Below are 11999 nucleotides of genomic sequence, written 5' to 3' on the forward strand. Positions count from 1 at the left end.
TCCCATGTGAGCGTCGTGTCCCACCGCTTCCTCCTCGGGTGCGCCGCCGTGACGGCATGCGCGATCGTCCTCACCGTGCTGCTCATCGTCCGACTGGCGCTTCGCCGGCGGGAGCCGCGCGCCGGGGACCGGTGCGCGGACGACCTGGGGGACTCCCGGCGCCCGGCGGCCCGAGGCCGTCGGATCGTCCTCGCCGCCCTGCCGGCCGTGCTCGTCTGCGAGGTCCTCGTCACCGGGCTCGTTGCGACGCGGATCAATATGACGCTGCAGCTGGCGGAGACGATCGGGCAGATCAGCGGGATAATCGATCCGCAGCCCGTGGCCTCCTCCGTTCTGGGGCCACTGTCCACCGGGGGCCCGGCCGGGCCGAGCACGACGGCCTCGCCCGTCCCGGCCGAGCAGTACCGCGCCGACCTGGAGGACGAGGGCAGCGGCCTGCACCGGACCGTCTTCCACGGCCCCGCGAGCGGCGTGACCGATGAGGTGCGGATCTGGACCCCGCGGGACTACCGCCCCGACGACGGCGTGGCCTACAACGTCCTGGTCCTGCTCCACGGCCTACCGGGAACCAGCGAGAGCGTGCTCTCCGCGCTCGACATCGGCCCCCAGGTCCAGGACGCCATCGACAAGGGGGGCATCCCTCCGACGATCGTCGTCGCCCCGTCCCTCAACGTCGACGAGCACCAGAGCGCGGACCCCGACTGCGCCGACATCGTGGGGCGGGCGAAGGTCGGCACGTGGGTGCAGGAGGACGTGCCGAGGATGGTGCACACGCTCTTCCCCGGCACCCGGACGGACAGGGGCGGCTGGGCGCTGGCGGGCGTCTCGTCGGGCGGGTACTGCGCCGCCTGGACCACGATCATGCGTTCGGACGTCTTCGGCAACGCCGGTGACATGTCCGGCTACAACGTCCCGATCATCGGCGGGCTGTCGGATCCCGCGCTCTCCGCGGACAACACCCTCACGACGCTCCTGACGCGCCGCGCCCACTCCCCGATCGGCTTGTGGGTGATGAGCGCGGTCGACGACTCGACCGTGACGGACGCGACGCGCGAATTGATCGGCGCCGGAGGGCCGGGCGACCGGGTGGATGTCACCCTCGCCCCCGAGGGCGGGCACTCCGGGACCCTGTGGAAGGAGCAGATCCCCGCCTTCCTCGCGTGGTGGGGCCGGCGCCCCGGGGTCGTCCCCGGCACCGACGCACCGGAGACCGCCCCGCCCGCGCCGACGGCGGCCGCCGCGCAACCGGCGGAGAGCCGCCCGCCCCTCCCGACCAGGCTCGCAGCCAGCTTCACCGGCATCCGGGGCAAGGGTGTCATGACGCTCATGGGCCTCGCCTCGATCCTGCTCACCATCGCCTGCCCGATCGTGCCGTGCCGGCTGCGCGGTGTCCTCGCGGGCGCCGGCGTGACGGGCAGGCGACGCGCGCTGGTGCTCGCCGCGGCGGGCGCGGTCCTCCTCCTGGCCGCCTGCGCGTTGACGACCCTGACGATCGGACTGGTCGTCAACCGGATCGGCGGCTTCTACCCCACCTGGTCCGTCGCCTGGGAGAACATTGGCCCGGCGCTGTGATGAGAGGCGCCGGCCCCGGGCCGGGCGTCACAGGATGCCGGGGCCCTCCACGACCCGCTTGCCGAAGGGGAAGCAGGTCACCGGGATCATCTTGATATTGGCGATCGCCAGGGGGATGCCGACGATGGTGATGGCCTGGGTCGCGGCGGTGGCGATGTGCCCGAGGGCGAGCCACAGCCCGGCCACCACGAACCACACGACATTGGACAGGCAGCTCATGGCGCCGGCGCCCGGCGTCTCGACGACGGTGCGCCCGAAGGGCCACAGGGCGTAGCCGGCGATGCGGAAGCAGGCGACCCCGGCCGGGATGGTGATGATGAAGATGCAGGCGATCAGCCCGAAGATCAGGTAGCCGAGGAAGAGCCAGAATCCGCCGAAGACCACCCAGATGATGTTGAGCAGCGTGCGCATGAGCCGGCTCCCGTCGTCGTTCCCGGCCGCCGGGGCGGCGACCCGCCAGGAGGATACCCGGCCCGGGCGCCCGGGCGTCAGCCCCGGGGCACCACCGGGACCAGGTCGGTCCCGATCAGGGCCTCGAAGGCGGGGAGGTCGGCCCGGCGCAGTGCGATGAGGGCGAAGTCCTGCCCGCCCTCGAGGACGTAGGCGGCCCGGTCGCACCGCGCCTCAATGCGGCCGACGACGTCGACGAGGACGTCCCCGTCCAGCCAGTCGCCCTCGACGACGGGGGTCAGGTCCACGTCTGTGCCGTCGATCCGGTAGTGCAGGCGGGCGGTGCGGGTGCGGGTGTCCACGTGGTCGGTCACGTCCGTGATCGTCACGCACCCCTCGAAGGCGCGCGCCAGGGCCCGGACCAGGGCGCAGTAGGAGCCGGGGCCCTCGACGCACTCGGTGTCCCAGTGCAGCAGCCGCTTCGAAAAGGACACCTCGTCGTCGACGTCCTCCCGGGGGCCGGCCAGGATCCACAGGAGCTCGGTCCATGGACTCTCCCGCCACCGGGGATGGCTCGCGCACCCCGCCACCGCCTCGACGATGACGGGCAGGTCCTCGGCCCGGTCCAGGCCGACGCCGAAGGCCTCCAGCCGGGCGAGCATGGCGCGGATCTCGTCGGCGCCGGGCGGCGTCGGCTCCGGGGCGCGCCTGCGGGTGAACGGCCACATGGCGGTCCTCCTCATCGAAACGGAGACCGAGGGTCGAGGGTCACGGTCCGAACCATATGAATCGTTCCAGCGCATATCTGCCCAGAAGCCCGCAGGTACCAGCCCAAGTGAGTGAGGCCAGTGTACCAATGATGAACCGCTCGTTGAAACCTGGGTTATCGCGCAACTCCGACCAGCGCCCCAGCCCCTTGACGGCGACGACGATGCCCACCAATATCGTCTGCCCGAACAGGAGAGAACCGGTCGTGGCTATACGTTCAAGGACTCCGATCCAGGTACCGCCCCTCATCAGCGCGGGCGAGGAGGACGCGGCGGATCTTAGAATCGCAGCGGGACGACCGTCAGGAGAGGAGGAGCGGTCCTCGGGCAGAGCCGGAACACGGGCCCAGGATAGAATAAGGACGACTACGCCCCACCCTCCCAGAGACGAGACGAGCAGTGCGCCCAGGATCACACCGAGTGAGAAGAACAGGCTCATGACGCCGCTCCCGTCGGCACGGGGTCGAGGGCCTCGATGAGGGCGATGGCGAGGGGAAGGGCCTCGGCCTCCTCGTCGAAGAAACTTGCCAGGCGGCGTTTGGAGATCGCCTGCTCGCTCACTCCCAGTTCCGCCGCGATCTGCCTGCCGGTCATCCCCCGGGCGGCGAGTGCGGCCACTTCATGCTGCCCGGCCGATCGCTTCAAGACGAGGGCCCCGATGAGTCGCAGGAGCGCTTGGAGCCGGGCGGCCTTCTCGGGCGCGTGCTCCGCGCGCACGGCCAGTGAGGTATGCGCGCGCTTGGCCGCCTCGACGGCCTCACGGGCGGACAGGAACGCCGGTCCCGACCCGCTGCGGGCGGTGCCGTCCCGCCCGAGGGCGCCCGCGCCCACCCCCAGGCCGATGTGCCATTCGCCCTCGGCCAGTGCGATGCGAATGGCGGCCAGCACCGCCGTCGCCTCAGCGGGCACGCCCTGCACCTCATCGCCCACGGTGCGCTCAAAAGGCGCCAGGGTGTCGACATCGGCGAGCGCGGCGAGCAGCTCGGGCACGCGGTCCGGACGACGGCGACTGCGCGCCTGATCAATGGTGAGCACGTACATGGCACGAGGATGACGCAGCCGAGCGCACAATTCAACCTTCCAAGGTTGATCCACCGATATCAATCCCACAAGGTTGAACGCGCCGGGGGTCCCGTTCGCCCCGGGCGGCTCACCCCCGCTCCGCTCAGCGCGGCGGCACACAGCACGTTCGACCTCCGGGCGGCTCACCACAGGACGCGCTGGGCGATGGCGTCAGCGAAGTTGCCCAGGGCCTCGGGCGCGGAGCTCAGGTACAGCCCGGCGTCGATGAGGGAGACCTCCATGAGGTAGAAGCCGCCCCGCCCGTCGGCGACGACGTCGACGCGGTTGAACAGCAGCTGGATGTCGCGCCCGGAGCGCTCCTTGATCAGGCCGTGGATGGCCTTGCGGACCTTCTCGCCCCACAGCCACTGCCGCTCGTCGGGCTCGCGGGCGGTGACGATCTCCTCGTGCACCTCGTCGGTGGAGCGGAAGGACGGGTGGAGCATGGGCGCCTTCTCCACGGCGTGGGACAGGACGCCGTTGAAGTAGACCAGGGAGAACTCCCCCTTGCGGTCGACCTCCTCCAGGTAGCGCTGGACCATGACGGTGCGCCCGCGCCCGAGGTGGTGCATGGCGTCGTTGATGGCGTCGGCGCGCGAGCGGGCGTCGGTGGCGGTGTAGCGGCCGGTGCCGCGCCCGCCGGAGGAGATGGCGGGCTTGACCACGAAGTCGCCGAGGGCGGGGAAGCGGGAGTGGACCTGGTGCTTGGAGTAGCCGGCGTCCGGCTCGAGCCAGGTGGTCGGGATCATGGGCGCCCCCAGCTCCGCCAGCCGCTTGAGGTAGTGCTTGTCCGAATTCCACTCCACGACGTCGGGATGGTTGGCCAGGCGCGGGACGGATCGGGCCCAGGCGAGGAACCTGTCGTAGTTCCCCCTCTTCGCGTAGTCGCGCACTGAGCGCAGGACGACGACGCCGGCGTCGTCCCAGTCGACGGCGGGATCGTCCCACACGGCCACGCGGGGCTCGATGTCGCGCTCGCGCAGGGCGTCGGGCAGGGCGCGGTCGTCGTCGTCGAGGTCTGAGTAGTCGGAGCAGGTAGCGAGCGTCACAATGGGCCGAGTCACGCGCCCACGGTACCGCGCGGGCAGTGCCACAATGCGGTCATGGAGGAGACACCGACCGGCGCCACCGCCCCGCCCCGACCGCTGCGCGGCTTCCACCCGCCCATCGAGCCCTACGAGACGGGCCTGCTCGACGTCGGGGACGGCCAGCGGATCTACTGGGAGTGCTGCGGCAACCCGCGGGGCGTGCCCGCCGTCTTCGTCCACGGCGGCCCCGGCGGCGGCTGCGGCCCCGACCACCGGCGGCTCTTCGACCCCGAGCGCTACCGCATCATCCTGTTCGACCAGCGCGGCTGCGGCCGCTCCCTGCCCCGCGCCCGGGAGCCCGGGACGGACCTGTCGACCAATACGACGTGGGCGCTCGTGGCCGACATGGAGCGCCTGCGCGAGCACCTGGGCGTGAGGGCCTGGCTCGTCTTCGGCGGCTCCTGGGGCTCGACCCTCTCCCTGGCCTACGCCCAGACCCACCCCGAGCGGGTCCTCGCCCTGGTCCTGCGGGGCGTGTTCACCCTGAGCAGGCGCGAGCTCGAGTGGTTCTACGAGGGCGCCGGGGCGGACATGATCCACCCCGACGAGTGGGAGGCCTTCGTGGCCGCCGCGGGCGAGGGCGTCGGCCCGGGCGGCTTCATCGAGCGCTACCACGAACTGCTCACCAGCCCCGACCCGGCCGTCCACGGCCCCGCGGCGATCGCCTGGACCACGTGGGAGGCCGCCACCTCCACGCTCCTGCGCGACCAGCCCCACGTCGACGAGGCCCGGGACCTCTCCTGGGCCCTGGACTTCGCCCGCATCGAGAACCACTTCTTCCGCCACGCCGGGTGGATGGAGGACGGGGCGCTCATCCGGGGCGCCCGCGTCCTGGTCGAGCACGGCATCGCGGGCGTGATCGTCCAGGGTCGCTACGACGTCGTCTGCCCCATGGGCACCGCCTGGGCGCTGCACCGGGCCTGGCCGCAGGCCGAGCTGCACATCACCCCCGCCTCCGGGCACGCCTACGACGAGCCCGAGACCCTGGACCGCCTCATCGGGGCCACCGACCGCCTGGCCCTCGACCTGGTCCGCGGCGGCGCCTCATGGTGAGCCTCGACCCGAGCCGGCGGTACTGGCTGTCCATGGCGGGGATCGTCCTGGGCACGCTCCTGGTGGCCGGCCTCGTGGGCGGGGCCGTGGCCGTCCGCCTGGGTCCGGGCTCGCTGGTCTCCGGCACGGTCGTCGTGGGGATCCTCCTGGGGGGCTGGGTGCTCGGCTCCCGCGTGACCGAGCGCAAGAAGCTCGACCTGCCCCTGTGGCGCGCCCTCACCGCGGCCCAGGCCCGCGAGCTCGCCAGGTTCCGGGAGTTCAAGCGCACCGGGCGCGTCCTCGGGCCGGAGGACGGGTCGGCGGCCGGGTCGGCGGACGGCCCCCGCGCCGCGGACCGGTCCTCGCTCTCCCGCAAGGACCGGGCGCGGATGGCCGACGTCGAGCGCCGTCGCGCCGCCCGGCGCCGTCGCTCCCCGAAGGGTTCGGGGGGCTCCGCCGCCTCGAAGGACGCCGGAGCCCCGGACGGCCCGGCGGACCCGGGCCGGGGGCGGAAACGGCGTCGAGGTCGGGGGCGTCGCTGAGAACGGCGGGAGCGGCCCGGCCCCGGTGCGCACCCCGGCACCCTCCAGCGCATCCCAGCACCCCTGAGACTTCCCGCACATCGGGGCGTTTTGTGACCCCGTCGATTGGACGTCCCGGCGTCCAGCCCGTAAAGTCTTCCACCGTAGCCGGGCGTGAGAGCGCTCGATGGCACGCCTCCTTAGCTCAGTTGGTCAGAGCACCTGACTCTTAATCAGGGTGTCCAAGGTTCGAATCCTTGAGGGGGTACCACGGACGGGGATCCCCCGCGGAGAGCCGCCCGCACAACCGATGCCTCCTTAGCTCAGTTGGTCAGAGCACCTGACTCTTAATCAGGGTGTCCAGGGTTCGAGTCCCTGAGGGGGTACCACGCAGGGAGGGCCGCACCGGACCCGGAGCGCCCCCGCGAGCACCGCGCCACCGCCAACCGGCCGTCAACTGGTCGGATTCAACGGACCCCGTCCGTCGTCGGCCCCGGACACGATCCGGGCGGACGTCGATGCGGCGCCCATCGGGAATGTTTCAGGCGCTCCCGGGGTTCTCCTTGCGTCGGCCGACGGCGAGAGCACGGCAGCACCGGTGCCCGCCCGCCGGTGACGGGTCGCATCCGGGCGTCATCCGCACCCGGATGCCGCGACCCGAAGACCACCGCATGCCGGGCCGCAGGAACCACCTGCACTCCGCCCGGCGCAGAAGAGGGGCCCGCCCACGGGCCGTGATGTAAGGAGAAGAACGATGACGCACATGACGAACACGATCGCCCGGCAGCGCGAGGACGCCGAGCGCGAGCTGAGCGCCGCCCGCGCCGAGCTCGCCTCGCTGGGCTCGTCCGCCTCCCCCTCCCGCCTCGAGCGCGCGCTGGAGCGCCTCCAGGCCGCGCAGGAGGCGCTCGCCCTGGCGGCCTGAGCCGCCCGGCACCCCCGGGGCCGGGCCGGCGGCGGTGCCGGACGCGCCCGAGGGCGGACGATGACGCGGCGCCCCCGGGCCCGGCGACGGCAGACCCCGGACCGGCGAACCGGCTACTCCCCCGGGTAGACCACGCCCAGGCGGGAGCGCACCCAATCCATCATCTCCATCACCTCGATGGTGGCGGACCAGGGCATGACCGACGACTGCTCGCGCCCCTCGGCCACGCAGCGCGCGACCTCCGCGGCCTCGTACTGGAAGTGCCCGGGCACGCGCGCGTCCCACACGACCGGGCCGCGCCCGGCGCCGTCGTACAGATCCACGCTCACCGGGCTGATGCCGTAGAACCAGGTGTCGACGGCCAGGCGTCCCCGGGTGCCGATGACCTGGGCGGGATTCGGCCCGGCGCAGTCCATGCCGGAGCAGGCCACCGCCGTCGCCTGCGCGTAGTGCATCGCCACGACCTCGTGGAGGTCGACGCCCTGCGGCGCCAGGCGGCCCACGACCTCCATGGCGTCGGGCGCCCCCAGAAGGGAGTGGATGAAGTTGAGCGGGTAGACGCCCAGGTCCAGCAGGGCGCCGCCGGCCAGCTCGGGGCGCACCAGGCGCTCGACGTGCAGCAGGGACTGGAAGTGCTCGGCCCGCACGTGCCGCAGCTCGCCCAGCGCCCCGGAGGAGATCAGCGTCCGGGCGAGAACCTGTCCGGGCAGGAAGCGCGTCCACATCGCCTCCATGGCGAACAGTCCCAGTGCCCGCGCCCGCTCCAGGACCCGGCGGGCCTGGGCGGCATTGAGGGCGAAGGACTTCTCCACGAGGACGGGTTTGCCCGCCTCGAGGGCGAGCACCGCCTGCTCGGCGTGGAAGGAGTGCGGGGTCGCGATGTAGACGGCCTCGACGGCCTCATCGGCGACCAGATCCTCGTAGGCGCCGTGGGCGCGGACGGGATCGCCCTTGCCCATACCGGGACGGGCGTCGATGAAGGCCCGCGCCCTGGAGACGTCGCGGCTGCCGACGGCCACGACCGAGCCGGAGGAGAAGGCGGGCACGTCGGCGGCGAACCTGCCGGCGATGTGCCCGGCGCCGAGGATCCCCCAGCGCAGCGGCGGGGCGTCCTGGGGCTCGGGGACGACGTCGGCGGGGTTGCAGGCGACGCCGGAGGCGGCCAGGGCCTCGACGAGCTCGGCGGGGAGCGGGGGCAGGAGTTCGGTGGTGCGGGTGCCGGGTGGTGCGTCGTTGCGTGCCATGAGCCCAAGGGTATGCGGGCGGCCGGTAGGCTGGGACGGCAAGCGCGAGTGGCGGAACTGGTAGACGCCCCAGATTTAGGTTCTGGTGCCTTCGGGTGTGAGGGTTCGAGTCCCTTCTCGCGCACCAACCGCGGTCATACGAGCGCTCGTTGAGCACCCAGGGGGCGATGAGGCCGGCCGGGGGTGCGCGGGTCGGCCGGTGGCCGCATCGGATCCCGGTTGTGGCGCTCCGGGAGGATCGTTCGGATCGGCACCTCGGACGCGTTCGGCGGTTTCCGCGTAATCCCGCGGTTGTGACGGCGGCACGGTCGGGTGCGGGGCGGAACGATCCTCCCAGGACGCCATTTCCCGCCCCGGACGGGCCCGCATCCCCGCCTGCGGACCGGTGGCGGACGGTCCGGGACGGTCCCGCCGCCCCGGCGGATCAGGCCCGGAAGTGGTCCCAGCCCCGCGCGCCTCTCCAGGGGCGCGTCCCGACGAGCACGCCCGGGCCCTCCCCGCCGGCCCGTCGAACCCGGCCGATGACACGCGCGCCCTTTGGCAGGGACCGGACGGCGTCGGCTGGAACGGTCGCGAGCACGCCGTGGTCCTCTCCCCCGGTGAGCACCCAGTTGCGCGCCGTCCCGCGCGGATCGGGCCGGGCGCCGCCCTCGGCTCCGCGGGCGGCGCTCCGCGTCCCCGGCACGAGGGCGGCGACGCCCTCCAGCTGCGCGCGGTCGACGGCCAGGGCGGCGCAGTCGTCGTCGGGGTCGTCGATGTCGATAACGACGCCGGAGGCGAGCGCGATGCGGCCGCAGTCGCGCACGAGGGAGTCCGACACGTCCATCATGGCGCTCGCACCGATCTCCGCCAGGGCCGGACCCGCCTCCAGCGGCGGGCGCGGGGCGCGGAAGGCGGCCGCGCAGGCCTCGGCCAGGGCGAGGACGGCATCGGCCCCGGCGGGCGCGGCGGCCCCGGCGGATGCGGTCAGGTCGGTTCCAGACGCTCCGGTCTCAGCGGACGCGGCCGGGTCGTCCCCGGCCCCGGTCCCGGCGAGCGCTCCGGTTCCGGCGCGGTCCCCGCCGTCGGGCCGGCGACCGCCGCCAGACCGGGAGCCCCATCCGGCTGCCGGGCGGCCCCACCCGGCCTCGAGCAGGGCCAGTCCGGCGGCGGAGCGCCCCGGAGTCCCGGCGAGGACGAGCGCCTCGCCCGCCCGGGCGCCCGAGCGCAGCACCGGCGCCCGCCCCCGCAGGTCGCCGTGGACGGTGACGGCCACGACCAGGCCCTCCCCCGCGCTGAGGTCCCCGCCGACGATCGCGGCGCCCGCCTCACGGCAGCGCAGCGCCATGCCGCGGGCGAGGTCGACGACCCAGTCCACCGGCGTGGCGCCCGGCAGCACGAGGCACGCGACGAGCGCGACCGGCCGGGCGCCCATGGCGGCGATATCGGCCAGGTTCTGGGCGGCGGCGCGGGCCCCGACGTCGAATCCGCTCGACCAGTCGGTGCGGAAGTGGCGCCCCTCGACGAGCACGTCGGTGCTCACGCAGTAGCGCCCGTCGGGGGCGGCCAGGACCGCGCAGTCATCCCCCGGACCCACCAGGACGTCGCGGCCGGAGGGCAGGAGCGGGGTGATGCGCGCGAGAATCCCGGCCTCGCCGAGGTCGGCGACGACGGGTCCGCTCACCGATTGACGTCCCGGGGCCGCTCCAGGGCCAGGTCGATGAGCTCGGTGACGAGCTCGGTGTAGCCCAGGCCCGAGACCTGCCACATGTAGGGGTACATGGAGAAGGGCGTGAACCCCGGCATGGTGTTGACCTCGTTGACCACCGCCTCGCCGCGGGGGGTGAGGAAGAAGTCCACGCGCATGAGGCCCTCGCCGCCCAGGGCGTCGAAGGCGGCGGAGGCGGTGGCCATGAGCAGCTCGCGCTCGGCGGGGGTGATGCGGGCGGGGCAGACCATCTGGACGGCGTCGTGCGCCAGGTACTTGGTCTCGTAGTCGTAGAACTCGCCGGCGCCGTGGGCGGCGTCCATGGCGATCTCGCCGGGCTCGGCCACCCGCGGGGCGCCCCCGTCGCGCCCGCCCAGGACGGCGACCTCGATCTCGCGGCCCAGCACGCCCGACTCCACCAGGACCTTGGGGTCGACCCGGCGGGCGGTCTCGATGGCGCCCGGCAGGTCCTCACGGCGCTCCACCTTGGTGATGCCCAGGGAGGAGCCGGCGCGGGCGGGCTTGACGAACAGGGGGTAGTCGAGGGACTCGCAGGCGTCGAGGATGAGCTCGCGGTCCCCCTCCCAGCGGCGCGGGGTGACGACGACGTGCGGGGCCGTGGGGATGCCGGCCGCGTTGAGCAGCACCTTGGTGACCTGCTTGTCCATGCCGGCGGCGCTGGCCAGCACGCCGCAGCCGACGTAGGGGATGGACAGCATCTCCAGCATGCCCTGGAGGGTGCCGTCCTCCCCGTAGGGGCCGTGAAGCAGGGGCAGGACGACGTCGACCTCGCCCAGGAGAGCCGGACCCGAACCGGCGGAGAGGATGAGGGCGGAGCCCGGTCCCCCGCCCGGGCGCACGGTGAGCTCGCCGCGGCCCAGGCCCTCGGCGGTGATCTCGACGGGCGGGCGGTCGTCGCTCAGGGCGAGGGCGCCGGGGTCGTCGTCGACCAACACCCACTGACCGGCGGGGGTGATGCCCACGGGGACGACGTCGAAGCGGTCGCGGTCTATGGCGGACAGGACTCCGGCGGCGGTGGCGCAGGAGATGGTGTGCTCGCCGCTGCGGCCGCCGAAGACGACGGCGACGCGCGGTTTGCGCGCCCCGCCCGATCCGACGGCGGGAACAGGGCTTGCGGACTGCTGGCTCGGCACGGCGCTCTGAGACATGCGCCCAACCTACCGCGTCGCGTCGCGGGCGCCTCCGCCGTCGAGCGCCCGTATCCGGGGCGCGAAACGTGATCCGGGCCCCATCTGGTGGGTCGGCGGAGTCAGAACCTCCAGCCCCGGGCTCGGAGCAGGTCGAGGAAGTCGATGCAGGTGATGCGGTGCTCCTCGGCGATATTGGGGATCTTCTGATTCTTGTCGATTGTGCCCGGGCCCCTGCGAGCCTCCTCGGTCACAATGATTGGATTGAGCCTTTCTCACCAGGAACGGTGGCTAAGGGGCCAGGATCGGCGCGATGGTGCGGAAAGGATGGGTGGGCGCGGGTGTTGAACCGTCCCGCGCCGTCCCGGGGTCCTCCCGCGTTATCACGCCGATCCCGGCCAGTCCGGGAGCCTTCCTGGTGAGAAGGGCTCATTAGACCAATCCCCGTCCAACCCGGGAGATTCGGGACGGCCGCCCGATACTCCGCGACGGGGGCGGGCGGCGGCAGGAGCGGTATTGATACGCCCCGATCTCGCGGCCATCGATGGCGCACGGCTAGTTGT

The 11999-nt window shown here is 73.1% G+C and carries 13 protein-coding genes and 3 tRNA genes; 7 read left to right on the forward strand and 9 right to left on the reverse strand.

The genetic code is table 11. From position 1 onward, the window contains the following. The first annotated feature begins 6 nt into the window (after window positions 1-6). The gene (locus tag G446_RS0111145) at window positions 7-1572 is read left to right on the forward strand and encodes an alpha/beta hydrolase (protein ID WP_026410210.1); all 1566 of its coding nucleotides are present in this window, start codon (window positions 7-9) and stop codon (window positions 1570-1572) included. 27 nt (window positions 1573-1599) lie between these two features. Here the strand turns inward: G446_RS0111145 and G446_RS0111150 are convergent, their stop codons facing one another. From G446_RS0111150 to G446_RS0111165, 5 genes are all read right to left on the reverse strand, one after another. Further along, window positions 1600-1983, reverse strand: a complete 384-nt coding sequence (locus tag G446_RS0111150) for a YccF domain-containing protein (protein ID WP_026410211.1) — start codon at window positions 1981-1983, stop codon at window positions 1600-1602. 77 nt (window positions 1984-2060) lie between these two features. Continuing rightward, a complete protein-coding gene (locus G446_RS0111155) occupies window positions 2061-2690 on the reverse strand; it encodes a hypothetical protein (RefSeq protein ID WP_026410212.1) in 630 nt (209 codons plus the stop codon). A 40-nt stretch (window positions 2691-2730) separates the two neighbouring features. Next, window positions 2731-3168: a hypothetical protein gene (locus G446_RS19430; protein ID WP_084779190.1), complete on the reverse strand. Its 438-nt coding sequence runs from the start codon at window positions 3166-3168 to the stop codon at window positions 2731-2733. Continuing rightward, window positions 3165-3770, reverse strand: coding sequence for a response regulator transcription factor (locus G446_RS0111160; RefSeq protein WP_026410213.1), 606 nt, complete (start codon window positions 3768-3770; stop codon window positions 3165-3167). Before G446_RS0111160 ends, G446_RS19430 begins: the two co-directional genes overlap by 4 nt. A 164-nt stretch (window positions 3771-3934) precedes the next feature. Next, entirely contained in the window at window positions 3935-4855 is a 921-nt protein-coding gene (locus G446_RS0111165; RefSeq protein ID WP_026410214.1) for an ATP-grasp domain-containing protein, read from the reverse strand. Window positions 4856-4894: 39 nt separating this feature from the next. Here G446_RS0111165 and pip point away from each other — a divergent pair, with 39 nt between their 5' ends. From pip to G446_RS20370, 5 genes are all read left to right on the forward strand, one after another. Then, window positions 4895-5932 (forward strand): prolyl aminopeptidase, encoded by a 1038-nt coding sequence (gene pip, locus G446_RS0111170; protein WP_026410215.1) that lies wholly within the window; start codon window positions 4895-4897, stop codon window positions 5930-5932. Further along, window positions 5926-6453, forward strand: a complete 528-nt coding sequence (locus tag G446_RS17505; protein WP_051285943.1) for a hypothetical protein — start codon at window positions 5926-5928, stop codon at window positions 6451-6453. The genes pip and G446_RS17505 overlap by 7 nt, the downstream gene beginning before the upstream one ends. A 173-nt stretch (window positions 6454-6626) precedes the next feature. Then, window positions 6627-6703, forward strand: a tRNA-Lys gene (locus G446_RS0111180). A 41-nt stretch (window positions 6704-6744) separates the two neighbouring features. After that, window positions 6745-6821 (forward strand) — tRNA-Lys (locus G446_RS0111185). A 365-nt stretch (window positions 6822-7186) separates the two neighbouring features. Beyond that, entirely contained in the window at window positions 7187-7357 is a 171-nt protein-coding gene (locus G446_RS20370) for a hypothetical protein (RefSeq protein WP_169721288.1), read from the forward strand. Window positions 7358-7470: 113 nt separating this feature from the next. Here the strand turns inward: G446_RS20370 and G446_RS0111195 are convergent, their stop codons facing one another. Continuing rightward, a complete protein-coding gene (locus G446_RS0111195) occupies window positions 7471-8601 on the reverse strand; it encodes a Gfo/Idh/MocA family protein (RefSeq protein WP_051285944.1) in 1131 nt (376 codons plus the stop codon). 42 nt (window positions 8602-8643) lie between these two features. Here G446_RS0111195 and G446_RS0111200 point away from each other — a divergent pair. Then, window positions 8644-8728, forward strand: a tRNA-Leu gene (locus tag G446_RS0111200). A gap of 297 nt (window positions 8729-9025) precedes the next feature. Here G446_RS0111200 and G446_RS0111205 read toward each other — a convergent pair. The 3 genes from G446_RS0111205 to G446_RS19435 form a co-directional block, all read right to left on the reverse strand. Further along, window positions 9026-10264: a thiamine-phosphate kinase gene (locus G446_RS0111205; RefSeq protein WP_026410217.1), complete on the reverse strand. Its 1239-nt coding sequence runs from the start codon at window positions 10262-10264 to the stop codon at window positions 9026-9028. Further along, the gene (locus G446_RS0111210) at window positions 10261-11457 is read right to left on the reverse strand and encodes a D-alanine--D-alanine ligase family protein (protein WP_084779191.1); all 1197 of its coding nucleotides are present in this window, start codon (window positions 11455-11457) and stop codon (window positions 10261-10263) included. Before G446_RS0111210 ends, G446_RS0111205 begins: the two co-directional genes overlap by 4 nt. Before the next feature lie 101 nt (window positions 11458-11558). Next, a complete protein-coding gene (locus G446_RS19435) occupies window positions 11559-11690 on the reverse strand; it encodes a DUF4411 family protein (protein WP_084779192.1) in 132 nt (43 codons plus the stop codon). Between the last annotated feature and the right edge of the window lie 309 nt (window positions 11691-11999).

This window comes from Actinomyces dentalis DSM 19115 (genome assembly GCF_000429225.1).
GTDB classification, from domain to species: domain Bacteria; phylum Actinomycetota; class Actinomycetes; order Actinomycetales; family Actinomycetaceae; genus Actinomyces; species Actinomyces dentalis.